The following is a 15,328-nucleotide window of genomic DNA, read 5'->3' as shown; positions in this document are numbered from 1 at the left end:
AATACCGTTGCGACCGGTATAGTAATTGGCATGGTGCAGCTCAAGACAGACACATCCATCGAAGCGATGCACGAGACCGGCCGGGTCGTGGCCCAGTTGCTGACCGCCGTACGGGAAGCGGCCGCGGTCGGCGTCTCCCTGCGCGAACTGGACGAGGTGGCCCGCGGCGTGCTGCGCGACGCCGGCGCCGGGTCGCCGTTCCTGAACTACCGGCCGCATTTCGCGCCCACCCCCTTCCCCGCCGTGATCTGCGCGTCGGTCAACGACGCGATCGTGCACGGCATCCCGACCGACCAGAGGCTGCGCGACGGCGATCTGGTGAGCATCGATGCGGGCGCGACGCTGGGCGGCTGGGCCGGCGACTCGGCGATCAGTTTCGTCGTCGGGCGCGCCCGGCCCGCCGACACCCGGCTCGTCGAGACGGCCTTCGAGGCGCTGGAGGCAGGCATCGCCGCGGCGGTCGTCGGCAATCGGATCGGCGACATCGCGCATGCGATCGGCACGGTCTGCCGCGGCGCGGGATACGGCATTCCGGAGGGGTTCGGGGGCCATGGCATCGGCCGGTCGATGCACGAGGACCCGGCCGTCCCCAACGAGGGGCGACCGGGCCGCGGCATGCCGTTGCGGCACGGGATGGTGCTGGCGATCGAGCCGATGCTGATCGGCAGCGGCAACGACGCCTTCCACCCGGACCGGGACGGCTGGACGCTGCGCACATCCGACGGCAGCCGTGCCGCGCACGCCGAGCACACGGTGGCGATCACCGACGACGGCCCGCGCATCCTGACCGCACTGTGACCGGAACCGGCCCGATCCGAACGAAAGGCCCTAGTTGTTCTGGATGAACTGCTTGGCGAGGGCGTCGCCCGCGGTGACGGCGGCGCTGTGACTCTCGATCGGCGACACCTTGGAGTTCTTGAACAGGATGTAGGTGACTCCGGACTCCGCACCGCCGGTCTCCGGATCCGGGTCGATGCCGAGGGCCTTGGCGGTGGCGTACGACGCCTCACCGATGATCTTGTTGGGGCCGGTGTCGCCGACGACCGCGTACTCGACCTTGTTGTCGTGGATGACGGCGACGACGCCACCACCCTTGATCCCCGCATCGCCGTAGTTCCAGATGCTGCTGACACTCGGGACGACGACGTACGGCAGTTTCTCGGCGTTCAGGGGCTTTCCGGCGGAGGTCTCGAACGCCGTCCCGTTCTGGAACCAGGGGTCGGTGTCCTCGTTGCAGGCGGCGGTGATCTCGCCGTCGCAGTCGATGTCCATGTCGGCCTTCCAGAACACGGCACCGTTCTTGCCGCAGACCGGAACGGTCGCCGAAGTCTCCTCGTCCGTGCGGTACTTGCCGTTGGAAATCTGCGAGCACGAGGTGACCTTGGCCAGCAGGTCGGCCGCACTGACGGAGCCCTCCTTGAGGTCCGCTCCGGCCGGTGCAGAACCGGCGTGGGCGGCCGGGGCCAGGGTGGCGGTCGCGAGCAGGGCTGCGCCGGAGGCGGCGGCGAGGGCGAGCGTTCGGATACGCACAGTGGGGGTGCCCTTCCATCAGGAAACTTTCCTTACCGACGCGCACAACATGGCCCCGGGCGAACGCCTCCGTCAAGACCGCGGGGCTGGTTCCTCGTGAATGCTCACAAGCAACCAGCCCCGCACAGACCACTATTGACGCACCATCAGCGATTCAGCCCGGAGTCGGGGCCGAGGCCGTCCACCGTCACGGACGTCCGCTCGGCCGCACGACCATCGCCGAGCCGCCGCCCCGGCGCACCTTCTCCGCGGCCGCCAGCCACCGCCCGTCCGGCAGCCGCTGCACACCTGTCGCCGCCCCGATCTCCGGGTTGAGCTTGAAGGCGTGCCCCAGCGACTCCAGTTCCGCCCGGACCGGGCTGTTCCACAGCCCCGGTTCCAGCTCCGTCGTCGCCGAGTTGCGCTGGCTGGCGCGCGGTGCGGCGATGGCGTCGACCAGCGGGAGCCCCCGGTCGACCGTGCCGATGAGTGACTGGAGCACGGTCGTGATGATCGTGGCACCACCGGGCGACCCCAGCGCCAGCACCGGCTCGCCGTCCTTCAGCACGATCGTCGGCGAGATGGACGAGCGCGGACGCTTGCCCGGACCGGGCAGATTCGGGTCGTGGACCGCGGGGTTGGCGGGCGCGAACGAGAAGTCCGTCAGCTCGTTGTTGAGCAGGAAGCCACGCCCCGGCACGGTGATCCCGCTGCCGCCGGTCTGCTCGATCGTCAGGGTGTACGCGACGACATTGCCCCACTTGTCGGCCGCGGTGAGATGGGTGGTGTTCTCCCCCTCGTACGTCGTCGGCGCGGCCGTTCCACCGGCCTCGCAGTCGGCCGGGTGCCTCGGGTCGCCCGGAGCGAGCGGACTGGTCAGCACCGCGTCGTCCTTGATCAGGCACTCCCGCGCGTCGGCGAACCGCTGGTCGAGCAGCTCCCGCGTGGGCACGTCCTCGAACGCCGGGTCGCCCACCCAGCGCCCGCGGTCCGCGAAGGCGATCCGGCTGGCCTCGATGTAGCGGTGCAGGTACCGCGCCTCGCCGGCCTTCGAAAGGTCCGTGGACTCAAGGATGTTGAGCGCCTCGCCGACGCTGGTGCCGCCGGACGAGGAGGGTGCCATGCCGTACACGTCGAGGCCGCGGTAGCCGGTCTTCGTCGGCGCCTGCCGCAGCGCCCGGTAGGAGCGCAGGTCCTTCGCGGTGAGGTCGCCGGGCCGCACCACCCGGGTGGAGTCCGGGTCGACGGGCGGGTTGCGGACCGTACGGACGACGTCGTCGGCCAGCTCGCCCCGGTACAGCTCGTCGACGCCCTTGCGGCCCACCTCTTCATAGGTGCGCGCCAGGTCGGGGTTCTTGAACACGGAGCCGACCACCGGCAGTTGACCGCCGGGCAGGAAGAGCTTCCGGGTCGCCGGGAAGTCGGCGAACCTGGCCTGGTTGCCCTCGGTCTGCGAGCGGAAGGTGCTGTCGACGACGAAGCCGTCCCTGGCGAGCCGCTCGGCCGGCTTCAGCACCTGCCGCAGCGACTTGCTGCCCCAGGTGTCGAGCGCGGTGTCCCAGGTGGCCGGGGTGCCCGGGGTGCCGACGGCCAGTCCGCTGGTGACGGCCTGATCGAAGGGGAGCGGTTTGCCGTTCTCCAGGAACAGCGAGGAGTCCGCGCTGCGCGGCGCGGTCTCCCGGCCGTCTATCGTCTCCACGGTGCCTTTCCTGGCGTCGTAGTAGACGAAGTAGCCGCCCCCGCCCAGGCCGCCCGAGTACGGCTCGGTCACACCGAGGGCCGCCGCGGTCGCCACGGCGGCGTCCACCGCGTTGCCGCCCTTGCGGAGCACCTCGATTCCGGCGGCCGACGCGTCCGCGTCGACACTGGCGACCGCCCCTCCGTAGCCCACCGCGACGGGCGACTTGGGCGGCGGGGCCGACGGTGGCGCGGACGAGGACGGGGCCGCCGCCCCTATCGTGACGACAGCGGCGAGAACAGCCGAGAACGACACATTCCGCGCAACGGAACGTCGCATGCGCACCTCCAGTGCTGGATCGTCCGCGCAGGGTAACGCCGAGCCGCCCGCCCCGTCAGGTCCGCCGTGAAGCCGGAACCGAATGCCAGCTAACATGCCCGCCCATGACCGACGACGTACGCAATATCCTGCTGGGCGTGATAGCCGCCGGCATCAGCGCCTCCCTGGGCTGGCTCGCCCGCACCTATCTCTGGCGCCGCAAACTCCGCCGCAAGCAGGCCTTCTTCGGCCTGCCCGGCAACTCCGAGTGCCTGCTCGTCGTCAACCGCGACGCGAGCGGCGACGGCTCGGTCCACCGCCACGACGTCTTCGCCCTGCTGGAACTCTCCGCGCTGATCAAGGACTGCTCGGCACACGCGCAGATCCTGTCCCACGACATCTCGCAGCAGGGCATCGGCGAGCGCACCGAGTTCTGCGTCGGCGGGCCGGTCTCCAACCGCCGGATGGCCGCCCACCTCCACTCCCTGCTGCCCGGGGTGAAGGTGAACACCGACCCCGAACCCGGCCCCGACCGCAATGCCTTCCAGATCGGCTCGGAGCGCTACCGGGTCGAGAAGGGGGTCGCCGAATACGTGGTGCTCGCACGGCTGACGGCCGGTCAGGACGCCCGGCCGGTCTTCCTGTTCTGCGGACAGCAGGCCATCACCAACCAGGCGGCCTCCCGCTACCTGGCCCGCAACTACGAGAAGCTGGCCCGCAAGCACGGCAACAACAACTTCTGCCTGCTGCTGAAGGTGGTCAACTCGCAGGCGTACGGCCCCGATGTGGTGGAACTCGTCGCCGACGTGACCCGCGCCGCGCAGACCCCCGTACCGCCCCCGCGCAACTCGCACCGGGCGACGGGCTGAGCTCCCCGGCGGCGGGCTCAGGCCCGCCGCAGCCGCCGAACAGGCCCATGCCGTCTTCGCCATAGCTTCGGGAGAACAGGGTCAACACCTGAGACAGGTAAGGCGCGGGATGGGATGGCCCGCCCCAGGGCATCGGAGCGCGGAAGCCGACCGGACAGGGTCACGAATGGAGACGTTCAATCGTGTGCGCGAACGACCTGTAGCCGTTCCTGACTTCGTCAGGACACCCGGAACCGGGCATCAACACGGTCGGAAGGTGAGCGACACGCCACATGCGATACGTGTCCCGCATCACCCCGGAATCTCGCATTCCGACCAGGCCGGCCGCTGCACGGATCGCTTCAATGATCAGTTCGGACAGCGCAGTACCGAATTGCCCTCTGGCCACAGCCGCACCCACGAAGGCGTGCAGGAGCCTCACCAATTGCAGGTCACACCCGGCCTCAACCATTCGACGCACCGACCAGGGATTTTCGAGATTTGAAGAAAACTCCTCGATACCGCCGGACCACAACAGCAGGGAAGGCGCCGTCACTTCGTGGTCTCGATGCCAACCGAGCTCATCCACCGAGGCCATCGTCGAATCAGAGAAACCACCGACCTCCTGCGCAACTTGCAGGATTCTATCCAGAACGGCGCAATTTCGCTGCACAAAACTCCCGACAGAGACACGGTCGAGTGGAATAGGGAATTCAAAATCGACCACCGCACCCATTTCGACGATGCCCCCCAGGGGGCCAAAAATCTCGCGCGCCAGAGCAACCCTGGCATCTTCCGGAATATTTCCCACACTTCCCTCTTCTCAGAACATTTGCATGAAGTGCTGAACAATAGCTTCCCGCTGCGGAAGAAAAGAGATGTTCTCGTTGAGCAACTTCACATCGTCGACATGGCTAACAAAATACTCCGGTAAGTTACCTGCGGGACCTTCGTGCAGCCGGAGCCAGGATTCGGCCTTGGACGCAGGCACTTCGACCCGTACGACCGTTCCACTGGGGCCAGCATATTGCGTGGCCGCCCGACCGAAATCATCCGTCAAGTAAATACCCGAACTCGGCGTGTATGGACGCTTGACATAAGTGTCAGGATCGAGCGAGAACACCACACCTTTCCATTCTGGTGTCCCATGATAAAGAATCTTACTATAGGGAGACAGGCCAAACGGGTCAATCTCTCGATAGGGGTTCGGGACGTATGAACTGGGGTTGGGTGCAGGACTGAGACCCAACGGGTCCACAGTGATGAAGCGCGCTGTTTCGCAATCGTAATATCGATGGACGTTGTAATGGAGCCCGCTTTCCGGATCAAACTGCTGCCCGGGAAGTCTCAAGGGTGTGTAGGCTTTGCTCTCCCTATGCCATACCGTTTGCCCCCAGATGGTGCTTCGGGTAAGCCATGAGGATTCTCCGCTTTCGTCGACCAGGTCGACGGCTGAACCGACAACGTCTGTAACTACCGCAAAGAAGCGTTCGTCGACGACCTCCTGCGCACCATCGAGAGTCGATACTCTTTCCGATTGAGTGAGCGGGCGCGGACCATCGTGAATCCATGTCAGAGTGAGACTGTTGGGTGATGTTTGAGCGGCGGCGGTCTGCTCACAGAGCGTGCCGAAGTCCCATGTAAACGCTGCCTGTTCCAGGATTGTGTGGCCATCGTCTGCGAGACGCTGTTTACCTATCCGGCGCCCAAGGGCGTCGTATTGGTAGCGCCATACCACTCCGTCAGGCGTGGTGACCGAGCGCATGCGATCCTCGGCATCCCACTCGTAACGCCACGTGTCCGGTTTTCGGGAGAGACGAGCTTTCTGACGAAGGGTGATGCGGCCGAGTGCGTCGTGCTCGTAGCGGACGTTGCCGGCGCGGGTGATCGTGGTGCCGGAATAGGAGCGACAGCCGGTTGCCTCCCGGCTGGGGTGCTTCTCCGGCCAGGAGGCTTCGGTCTGGTTTCCCACCTCGTCGTAGGCGTAGCGCTCGGTCCAGCCCCGGGCCTGGACGGCGGTAACCCGGCCGGCCGTGTCAAGCTCAAAGGTTTTCGGCCCGGAGTGTAGGTCGGTGAGGCCAGTGAGGTGGCCGTCGGCACGGTACGTGTAGTCGCGGCGTTGGATGCTGCGGTCGTCCGGACCGGTGACACAGTGGGTGGTGAGGCGGCCCATGATGTCGTACTGAGAGGTCAGGCTTACGCGGTCGCCGATGTGGCGGGCCGTCTCCTGGCCCACGGCGTCGTGTTCGAAAGTGAGGACCCGCCCGGAAGCAGTAAGTGAGGTGCGCCGTCCTGCCGCGTCATAGTTCCAGGTGCTGACCGCGCCGCTGGGGGTTGTACGGCCGGTACGGCGTCCGAGCCGGTCGTACTCGTACGTCATCCTCCGGCCGTTGACGGTCTCGGAGACGAGCCGGCCATAGCGGTCACGAAGGTAGGTGAGAGTGGCGTCCGCGTTGATGGCCTCGGCCAGTTGGTCTGTGAGGTCGTAGGCGAAGGTGGTCACCGCACCGTCTGCGTTCTTCGAGACGATGCGGTCGAGGTCGTCCCGTTCGTAGCGGATGGTCTGGCCCAGGACGTCGGTACGGGCGGTGAGACGACCCGCAATGTCGCGTTCGTAGTTGAGGGTGCGGTTGTCGAAGTCAGTCTCGGATATGAGGTGCCCGGCCGGGTCGTAGGTGTAGCTCCAGGTCAGTCCCTGCGGGTTGAGGACCTGAGTCAGGTGGAGTTCACGGTCGTGGGCGAACTCGTAGCGCACGCCGTCCGGGCCGGTGCGGGCGGCCAGGAGGTCAAAGTGCGTGTACTCGAAGCGGGTGACGGCACCCATGGCATCGGTATGGGTCAGGCAGTTGCCCTCGCCGTCGTAGGTCCAGGACTGTGTGGTTCCGTCTGCATCGGTGCGGAAAGAGAGTTTGCCTTCGACATTCCATCCGAGGCGGGTCACGGCGCCAAGGGCGTCGGTGAGAGCGATGGGCCGGCCGAAGGCGTCACGGGTTATGCGGGTGGTGGCGCCGAGTGGGTTGGTGATCTCGACAGGCAGTCCGGCCGAGTTGCTGCGTATTCGAGTCGTGTTGCCAAGTGCGTCCGTCACGGACGTCGGATGACCGGCCTCGTTGTAGGCGGTGCGAGTCACGGCGCCGGTCGGGTCTGTGACCGTGGTGTGGTTGCCGCGCTCGTCGTACTCGTGCCGGACCACGGTGCGGTCCGGGTTGGTGACACGGACGGGCAGTCGAAAGTCGTTGTACCGGGCAGACCTCTCACGGCCGTCGGGACGGATCGTCTTGGTCAGCTTCCCTGCTGCGTCGTAGGCGAAGCGGGTGGTGCGGCCGAGCGGATCGGTACGGGAGAGCAGCCGGTTGCGGCGGTCGCGTTCCAGCCTGGTGACCGCGCCCAGCGGATCGATCTCCTGCACGATCTGGTGCGCGTCGTTGATCAGGTATCGGTGGATGGCGCCGGTGCCCGTGGTCGCCGTTGTGACGCGCAGTCCCGTGGTGGGGTCGGTGCCGTCGTAGTCCAGGCTCAGCGCCATGTGGCCTTCGGTGCCGCTTTCCGCGATGCAACGGTCCCGGGCGTCGTAGGTGTAGTCGTAGCGGCTGTGGTTGGTGTCGCTCCAGGAGGTGATGCGGGCGCGTTCGTCGTAAGTGAAGCGCAGGGGCAGGGCCGAGGAGTTGGTGATGTGGGTCAGGTGGCCGTCGGTGTAGCCGTAGGCCAGGATCTGCTGATCGGCTCCGTCAGCCGCGCCGCCTGCGAGGTGCAGAGCGGTGATTCTCCCCTCGTGGGTGGTGAGTTTGAGGTGGTAGCCGCCGTGGTGAACGATCGATGTCGGTGTGCCGCACTCGGTGTACTCGAAAGTGATCCAGTTGCTGTTACGGTCGTCGATCTGCGTGAGCACTGCTTCGGTGCCGTGAAGGGTGGTGAAGTGCCGGACGCGGCCTGTGTCCGGGTCGGTCAGGGTGTAGTCGCCGTCGAGGGTCAGGTCGAGTGGCCATTGCGGACCGTGGCTGGGCAGGACCGGGACGCCGGGTGCGGGGTGGGGGTAGGAGAGCAGCAGGCCGTCCTCGGATATGAAGACGACGCCCTCGGAGTCGATTTCCAGTCGCTGGTCCGCAGTGGATGCCCAGGACGGGCCGAACCAGCGTCCTGCCCGGTAGTCGGAGGCGGCACGACGGCGGAAGACGAGCGGGAGTGTGCCAGGCAGGACGATGTCGGTCTGCGGCAGGTACATTGCACCCGTGGCCGGGTCGACCGGGTCTGAGGGGTCTCGTTCCGGTGCCCTCTCGATCCGCGAATGCTGCGTGGGAACCTCGACTCCCGTGCGCCCTGGTCCCGGTGAGTGGGGCTCGACGCCATGCTTCAGGCCGTTGCGCAAACCTCCTCGCGTGAGCCCTCCGCCCTTGGTGCCGATCATTTCGGGTACGAGGCGGCCGATGAATTCGGAGGGGTCGCCCTTGGCGGAGTCCCAGGCGGTCTTGAGGGCCCGGTCGGGGTTGGCCGCGGTGGAGACGAGGCCGGCGAGGGTGGTGTGGACGCCCGTGTAGTAGTCGGCCGGGTGGGTCAGGTTGTACGGATCCATCGGGTTGACCGAACGGACGAAGTTGACCAGCCCCGCGCCGCCCTTGACGATCCCGCCGCTGATGTGGGCGAGCTCGATGCCCTGGCCCAGGGCGTGGTCGTAGGCCTCCCGCTTGAGGCGGTCCAGGCCGTTGGGTTCCTTCGGTGCGTGTGCCATCGCCGCGGAGACCACGCCCTTGGCTGTCTCGGCCGCCTCGTTGCGTGTCTGCCGCGCAAGCTGCAGCATCTCCTGCGCAAGCTGCCGCTTGGCCAGCCCCGGATCGGAGAACTCTCCAGGATGCGGCAGTGGGTGGTCGGTGTTGCGGACCGCGTTGTACGCCTGCGCCTTCTGCCGGAACTCGGCGGCGGCGGTCTCGTAGTCCTGCTTGCCCTCCTTGTACAGGGCGATGGCCTCCCGGGCCTTGCCCTGAGCACCGGTCACCGTCCGCGCGTACGTCTCCAGCGCCCTGGCCGCGTCCTCGAACGCGTCCGCCGCACGCAGCCAGTCGGTCGGCAGGGTCTCGAAATACTTCCGGAACGTGTCGGCGGCCTCCCCCTTCCAGTGGCCGGAGTCGAGCTTCTTCATCCCGCCGCCGACGAGATCGAACGCCCGCTGGAAATCACGGAGGTTCTTCACCGTGGCAGCGATCTTCTCCGGCCTGCCATGGATCAGCTCGTCCGCCTCCTCACTCTGGCCGAGCTGTTTCTCACCGACCTCCGCCCCCAGCGAGGACGCGGTCTCATCCCCCCAGTCCTCGACCGCGTCCGCCCACCCGTCAGCGCCGACCTTGTCCAGGCCCGCACCCAGCATGCCGGTGCCGGTGTCGACGGCCTCGCCGGCCAGCTCCTTGCCCTTGCCGAGCAGATGACCGGCCCCGTCGACCAGCCCGTCCCCGAGCCTCCCCCAGTCCACCATCAGTCCCCCTGCCCCCGCTCCGACCGCTCGGCCTCAGCAACCGCCTCCCGCAAGCCCGGATCCACCGTCCAGGCACTCCCCGTGGGATCCGGCCCCCCGATCCCCACCTCGGCACCGGTCTCCCGCCAGACCTGGTCCACGTCCTCCTTCGCCCGCAGCGCCGACGCCGCGCTGAAGTCCGGGTTGTCATACATCGACTGGCTCCGGACCGTGTCCCAGCTCATCTCCTTGACCTCGTCCTCGGACAGGTGCGGATTCCCGTTCAGCGAATTCACACCGATCTTGAACGAGTCCTTGACGTACTGCTCATGCTCCGCGAACGACCCCGCCGACAACCCGACCCCCACAGCGAACTTGTTGCCCCTCTGCGTCAACGCCCGCACACCCCACTCCCAGCGATCACAAAACGTCTCGAACGCCGCCGCGAGCCCGCCATGCCCCAACTCCAGCCCCGACAAGCCGAGATCCGAGAAACCACGGCCCGCCGAAGCCTCACCGACCATCCCGAGATCCTTCAGCTCGGCATGCGCCAGATCGATCCCCTTCGCAATCGCGGCCAACGCCTCAGGCGGCACACGAAGATCAGACCCGTCCCCGCTCACCCCACACCCCCCAGATCCACCGCCACCGAATCCGGCACGATCCCCACAACCGGCGGGAACAACACCCCGTCCTCACCGCCCGCATCCAGCGCCACCCCCGCAGGCCCCGGCAACAACGGCACCATCACATCCAGCAACCGCGCACCCAACACCGCCCGATACACCCACTCCCGCCCCGCATCACCCCGAGCCCGCGCAAACCGCGCCAACGCCACCTCGTCCGAGAACGCACAGATCCACCGGACCCCACCCTGCTCCGCCGACCACAAGTCCCCCGAACCATCCAGCGGCACCAGCACCGCCGTACGCCGGAACTCCCCCAGCAAAACAGCAAACTCACGCCGAGCCACCACCACCGGATCACGCTCCGGCACCATGACCGGGACCGGCTCCGGCACCTCACGCAGTGCCGTCGGCACCTCAGAAGCAGGCCAGTCGACCAAGTCGGCGATCCCTGAGCGCCGGACAGGTGGCTCCGCCATGTCATCCCCGTTATCGAACACGCGTCGAATGCTGTCACGGCATGCTTTTCAATAGCAATGAACAAAATTGGACAGCCAGCCACGGTCCGGACTCGTCCTCTCGACGTGGTTGACCCGCTCGCCGCTCCGGGCACGTTCGTAGCGGCGAACGGGCTCACCGATGGCCCGGTCGTATTGCGTTGGGGCATGCTCAGGGTGGGGATTCACCAAGGCCCGCCTGGATCTCTTGGAGAGGGTTCCCGATCACGCCCAGAAGGTCACGGAAGTCCTCCGGGAATTCCGATACGCACCGTACTCAGTCATCGCGCCAGACGGGACGGCAGACCACGAGGAGGTGGTCGAGCAGGCCGTGGTCGCCATAGCCATCGATGCACTGCTTGTGCATATCGTCGGCCCCCGGCGAACTGGCCCAGGGCAGCAGCGAGAACTACGAGAAGCTGGCCCGCAAGCACAACAACAACACCTTCTGTCTGCTGATGAAGGTGGTCAACTCGCAGGCGTACGACCTCGACGTGGTGGAGCTCGTCGCCGACGTGACCCGCGGCGCACAGCCCCCATACCGGCCCTACGCAACTCGCACGGTCGACGGGCTGAGCTCCCGGCGACGCCTCGACCACCGGTCATGGGCACGGGGTCCGCATGGCCCCGGATCCGTCACCGCGCGGCTTGGCCACTACGGTGCGGGGCACTGGACACGGGCCAGGAAGGGACCGCCTCGGCTTCGAGACCCTGACGAGATGGCGCACCAAGGCCGGAACGATCGCAACGTTCATGACTGAGCGGTCGGCTCGGGAAGTGGGCCGAGGCCCATCTGCGGCAGCTGGGAGATCCGAGCCCGAAGCTGGTCGGTGGCGTTGAACGTGACCAGCTTCCGCTCGGGATCGTCGGCGAGTTGCAGCACGACGTGCTCCAACTCGATCTCTCCGAGCTCGGGATGGCGCAGCCGCTTGGTGCCGGAACTCAGGGGCACGATCCTGTGTTGTGGCCACCAATTCCTCACCTCGGGGCTCGCCGCGTGCAGGCGGTCGAGCGAGGCGCTGAAGCCGGGGTCGCCGGGGTACCGTGCCACGGCCGCGCGGAATCGGCCGAGCAGCGCGGATGCCTCAGCAGGCCAGTCGACCATCATCTGCCGGGCACCGGGGTCGGTGAACATCCACCAGAGCCGGTTGCGGGCCTCCGGTGGCCGGGCGGGCCAGTCGGTCCACAATGCGCGGGCGGCCCGGTGGGAGGCCGGCACGTCCCAACACCGGCCGGTGACATAGGCCGGGCACGGATCGAGCCGGTCGACGAGGGAGAAGACGGCGGATGAAAGCGTTTCAGCGGCAGCGGACGTCTCGGCGGGCGGGGCTCCATGCACGAGTTCGTGGATATGGCTCCGCTCGGCGGCGTCCAGCCGCAGGGCCGCCGAGAGCGTGTCGAGCACCTGGCGGGAGGGGCGCACCTCGCGGGCCTGCTCCAGGTAGGTGTAATACGTCGAGGAGATGGCCGCGAGCTGGGCCACCTCTTCCCGACGCAGACCGCGGGTGCGGCGTCGAGCACCGGCGGGAAGACCGACATCGGTGGGCTGGAGCTGCTCGCGCCGGGAGCGGAGCAACTGTCCCAGCTCACTCGCCCGGCTCGTGGACTGAGCCATCCTGGTACTTCCGTTACTGGGAAAAACATCCTGTGGATACCACTCCAGGCCGTGGCTACGTTGGCGCCATGAACGTCAGGAACACAAACGTCGACAGGACCAGGCCGTATGCCGTCCGCGCCGAGCACATCGACGTCCCGGTGGGCGACGGGCCGCCGATGGGGGCCTACGTGGCCCGGCCAACGGCTCCCGGTCAGTTCCCGGGTGTCCTGGTGGGCATGGAACTCTTCGGAGTCGACGCCGCTGTCCGCGACGTGTGCGACCGCCTCGCGGAGCTCGGGTTCGTGGCACTCGCGCCGGATTTCCACCACCAGACCGCACCCGGAAGCGAACTCCCTCGCGACGCCGCAGGCCGGGAGCGGGGCTTCGAGCTGCTGGGGCTGATGACGCGTGCCACGGTTCTCAGCGACGTGGGCGCCGCCATCGACCATCTCCACCAAGCCGACAGCGAATCCGTCAGCATGGTCGGGCTGAGCCTGGGCGGTCACATCGCCTACCTCTCGGCCACGGAGTTCGCCCTCGCCGCAACAGTCGTCTTCTACGGCGGCTGGCTGCCGACCACCGATATCCCCATCGGCTGCCCCGAGCCGACACTGTCACTGCCCCCGGAAATCACCGGGCGCCTCCTCTTCCTCGTCGGCGAGGAAGACCACGTCGTCCCGCCCGCAGAGCAACGAGAGATCGCCGACGCACTGCGGGTGGCCGGCATACGACACGAGATGGTCGTCCACCCCGGCGTAGGACACGGATTTCTCCACACCGACCCCACCACGTCCGCCGACGCCTGGCGTCGCGTCCACGCGCTGCTGACCAGCGCCGGACACTGACCACGGCGACAACACCTGGTCGACTCGCGGGCGTACGGCTCCGATGCGGTGGAGTCCCCGTCGGCGGGCTCAGGCCCGCCGCAGCCGCCGCCGCCCCGCCGCCAGCACGGCAGCGACCTCCCGCAACCGCAGCGGCCGGGCCAGCAGCGCCACGGTGAACAGCAGCACGAAGGTGCCCGCGCCCACCGCCACGAAGTCCCCGTACCCCGCACACGCCCGCGCGGCGACGTACCCGAGAAGACCGGCGGGCACGGCCGCCACCACCAGCCGGAGCTGCGCCCACAGCGCGGGCGAGCGCAGCGGTGCGGCCGCGCCGCCGCCGACCCTGCGGTGCAGCACGTACGCGGTGGCGGCGAAGCCGGCGAACAGCGCGACGGAGTAGGCACCGGCCATCCCCGTGACGGCCCAGCGGACCGGCAGCAGCAGGTACGCGGCGACCGAGAGCCCGGCGTTGAGCGCCGCGATCACCAGGTTGAGGAAGAACGGTGTGCGGGTGTCGCCCATCGCGTAGAACGCCCGGGAGAGCACGTACTGCCCCGAGTAGGCGATGAGTCCGGGCGCGAACGCCATCATCATGCCCGCCATCGCGTCGATGTCCGCGTCGTCGGTGCGCCCGTACCCGTACACCGCTCCCATCACCCACGGCGCCAGCGCGAACAGCAGGGCCACCGCGGGCACCACGGCCGCCGCCGAGGTGCGCAGGGCGTACGAGACGTCGCGCCGCAGACCGGGCAGGTCGCCGTCGGCCGCCGCCCGGCTCATCCGGGGCATCAGCGCGGTGACGAGCGAGACGGTCACGATGCCGTGCGGGACCACCCACAGCTGAAAGGCGTAGCTGTACGCGGTGTAGCCGGCGCCGCCCGCGAGTTCCATGTCGTCGGCGCGCTGGCCGACGGTGGTGGAGAGCCGGGTCACCACCCAGTAGGCGATCTGGTTGGTCAGCACGAGCGTGACCAGCCAGCCCGCCGCGCGCAGCGGCCTGGTGAGGCCGCTGCCCCGCCAGTCGAACCGGGGCCGCCAGCGGAATTCCGCGGCGCGCAGCGCGGGCACCAGGGCCAGCGTCTGGATGACGATCCCGGCCGTCGTGCCCCAGCCGAGCAGCCGGGCCTGGTCCGCGGTCAGTGCCCCGTCGGAGCCTGCGGCAATGCTCAGATGGAGCCCGAACACGGCGATGATCACCACGTTGTTGAGGACCGGGGTCCACATCATCGCGCCGAACCGGCCCCGGGCGTTCAGCACTTGCCCGAGGAGGGTGAACAGTCCGTAGAAGAGGATCTGCGGCAGGCAGTAGCGGGCCAGGGCGACGGTCAGGTCCGCCTGTCGGCCGTGGTAGCCGGGGGCGTAGACCGAGACGATCCACGGGGCGGCGAGGACCGTGAGGCCGGTGAGGGCGATCAGGCCGAGGGTGCAGACGGTGAGCAGCCGGTCGGTGTACGCGGCTCCGCCGTCGGCGTGGTTCTTCGCCGCGCGCACCAGTTCGGGGACGAAGACGGCGTTGAGCGCGCCGCCGATGAGCAGGGTGTAGAGGATGTTGGGCACGGTGTTGGCGACGTTGTAGCCGTCGGCCTGGAGCCCGGTGCCGAGTGCGGCGACGACGACCGCCGAGCGTATGAAGCCGGTCGCCCGGGAGACGACGGAGCCGGCCGCCATCACGGCGCCGTTGCGCAGCACCGACCGGGGTTCCTGGCCCGCGGCCGTCGTGGGGGTCGCTTCGGCGGCGGTCACCGGCGGGCCCGGTGCGCCCGGAACGCCCCGTACAAGGTGTTGTTCGCCGTTCTGCCCACCGGTGTCTCCCACTCGCGGTCGTCGGGGTCAAGGGGTGGAGAGTACCCCGCGCCGGGTTTCGCACCGGACGCTCCGGACAATCCGGCGCGGAGCCGCCGGCCACGCGTGCGAACGGACCGCTGAGGCGCATGTCACAGAGGGCATTTCCGGTTTTCAGGTGATTTGCGGAACCCGGCACCGGA

The 15,328-nt window shown here is 68.0% G+C and carries 12 protein-coding genes; 4 read left to right on the top strand and 8 right to left on the bottom strand.

Annotation, left to right across the window (positions count from 1 at the left end):
- Positions 1–30: 30 nt before the first annotated feature.
- A complete protein-coding gene (gene map, locus ACFYY1_RS18075) occupies positions 31–798 on the top strand; it encodes a type I methionyl aminopeptidase (RefSeq protein ID WP_388586189.1) in 768 nt (255 codons plus the stop codon).
- Positions 799–828: 30 nt separating this feature from the next.
- Here the strand turns inward: map and ACFYY1_RS18070 are convergent, their stop codons facing one another.
- Together ACFYY1_RS18070 and ggt are read right to left on the bottom strand one after the other, a co-directional pair.
- Positions 829–1,530 carry a glycoside hydrolase family 75 protein gene (locus tag ACFYY1_RS18070; protein ID WP_388586187.1) on the bottom strand — a complete coding sequence of 234 codons (702 nt, stop codon included), beginning with the start codon at positions 1,528–1,530 and terminating at the stop codon, positions 829–831.
- A gap of 187 nt (positions 1,531–1,717) precedes the next feature.
- Positions 1,718–3,526 (bottom strand): gamma-glutamyltransferase, encoded by a 1,809-nt coding sequence (ggt, locus tag ACFYY1_RS18065; protein ID WP_388586184.1) that lies wholly within the window; start codon positions 3,524–3,526, stop codon positions 1,718–1,720.
- A gap of 104 nt (positions 3,527–3,630) precedes the next feature.
- Here ggt and ACFYY1_RS18060 point away from each other — a divergent pair, with 104 nt between their 5' ends.
- Positions 3,631–4,374: a hypothetical protein gene (locus ACFYY1_RS18060; protein WP_388586183.1), complete on the top strand. Its 744-nt coding sequence runs from the start codon at positions 3,631–3,633 to the stop codon at positions 4,372–4,374.
- Positions 4,375–4,534: 160 nt separating this feature from the next.
- On the opposite strand, the gene ACFYY1_RS18055 is transcribed toward ACFYY1_RS18060, so the two are convergent.
- Genes ACFYY1_RS18055 through ACFYY1_RS18040 form a run of 4 tightly spaced genes read right to left on the bottom strand, consistent with a single transcriptional unit; the run spans position 4,535 to position 10,922 of the window.
- The gene (locus ACFYY1_RS18055) at positions 4,535–5,164 is read right to left on the bottom strand and encodes a hypothetical protein (RefSeq protein ID WP_388586181.1); all 630 of its coding nucleotides are present in this window, start codon (positions 5,162–5,164) and stop codon (positions 4,535–4,537) included.
- Between the two features lie 12 nt (positions 5,165–5,176).
- On the bottom strand, positions 5,177–9,817 hold the full coding sequence (locus tag ACFYY1_RS18050; RefSeq protein WP_388586179.1) for a putative T7SS-secreted protein: 4,641 nt from the start codon (positions 9,815–9,817) through the stop codon (positions 5,177–5,179).
- The gene (locus ACFYY1_RS18045) at positions 9,817–10,392 is read right to left on the bottom strand and encodes a hypothetical protein (RefSeq protein ID WP_388586176.1); all 576 of its coding nucleotides are present in this window, start codon (positions 10,390–10,392) and stop codon (positions 9,817–9,819) included. The genes ACFYY1_RS18050 and ACFYY1_RS18045 overlap by 1 nt, the downstream gene beginning before the upstream one ends.
- 23 nt (positions 10,393–10,415) lie before the next feature.
- Positions 10,416–10,922 carry an SseB family protein gene (locus ACFYY1_RS18040; protein ID WP_388586174.1) on the bottom strand — a complete coding sequence of 169 codons (507 nt, stop codon included), beginning with the start codon at positions 10,920–10,922 and terminating at the stop codon, positions 10,416–10,418.
- 356 nt (positions 10,923–11,278) lie between these two features.
- On the opposite strand from ACFYY1_RS18040, the gene ACFYY1_RS18035 reads away from it, so the two are divergent.
- Positions 11,279–11,680: a hypothetical protein gene (locus ACFYY1_RS18035; RefSeq protein ID WP_388586290.1), complete on the top strand. Its 402-nt coding sequence runs from the start codon at positions 11,279–11,281 to the stop codon at positions 11,678–11,680.
- Here the strand turns inward: ACFYY1_RS18035 and ACFYY1_RS18030 are convergent.
- Positions 11,671–12,534, bottom strand: a complete 864-nt coding sequence (locus ACFYY1_RS18030) for a helix-turn-helix transcriptional regulator (RefSeq protein WP_388586172.1) — start codon at positions 12,532–12,534, stop codon at positions 11,671–11,673. The two genes, ACFYY1_RS18035 and ACFYY1_RS18030, sit on opposite strands and share 10 nt — an antisense overlap.
- Before the next feature lie 68 nt (positions 12,535–12,602).
- On the opposite strand from ACFYY1_RS18030, the gene ACFYY1_RS18025 reads away from it, so the two are divergent.
- Positions 12,603–13,361, top strand: a complete 759-nt coding sequence (locus ACFYY1_RS18025) for a dienelactone hydrolase family protein (protein ID WP_388586169.1) — start codon at positions 12,603–12,605, stop codon at positions 13,359–13,361.
- A gap of 69 nt (positions 13,362–13,430) precedes the next feature.
- Here ACFYY1_RS18025 and murJ read toward each other — a convergent pair whose 3' ends face one another.
- Entirely contained in the window at positions 13,431–15,086 is a 1,656-nt protein-coding gene (gene murJ, locus ACFYY1_RS18020) for a murein biosynthesis integral membrane protein MurJ (RefSeq protein WP_388586166.1), read from the bottom strand.
- Positions 15,087–15,328 lie beyond the last annotated feature (242 nt).

This window comes from Streptomyces sp. NPDC001890, assembly GCF_042891445.1.
Taxonomy (GTDB): domain Bacteria; phylum Actinomycetota; class Actinomycetes; order Streptomycetales; family Streptomycetaceae; genus Streptomyces.
The sequence above is the reverse complement of the archived record's forward strand: the minus strand, read 5'-3'. Positions and strand labels throughout refer to the sequence as shown.

Excerpts from the sequence above, each read along its gene's own strand:
- ACFYY1_RS18025 (WP_388586169.1), top strand. The coding sequence starts at position 12,603 with ATGAACGTCAGGAACACAAACGTCGACAGGACCAGGCCGTATGCCGTC.
- ACFYY1_RS18060 (WP_388586183.1), top strand. The coding sequence starts at position 3,631 with ATGACCGACGACGTACGCAATATCCTGCTGGGCGTGATAGCCGCCGGC.
- ACFYY1_RS18030 (WP_388586172.1), bottom strand. The coding sequence starts at position 12,534 with ATGGCTCAGTCCACGAGCCGGGCGAGTGAGCTGGGACAGTTGCTCCGC.
- ggt (WP_388586184.1), bottom strand. The coding sequence starts at position 3,526 with ATGCGACGTTCCGTTGCGCGGAATGTGTCGTTCTCGGCTGTTCTCGCC.
- map (WP_388586189.1), top strand. The coding sequence starts at position 31 with ATGGTGCAGCTCAAGACAGACACATCCATCGAAGCGATGCACGAGACC.
- ACFYY1_RS18050 (WP_388586179.1), bottom strand. The coding sequence starts at position 9,817 with ATGGTGGACTGGGGGAGGCTCGGGGACGGGCTGGTCGACGGGGCCGGT.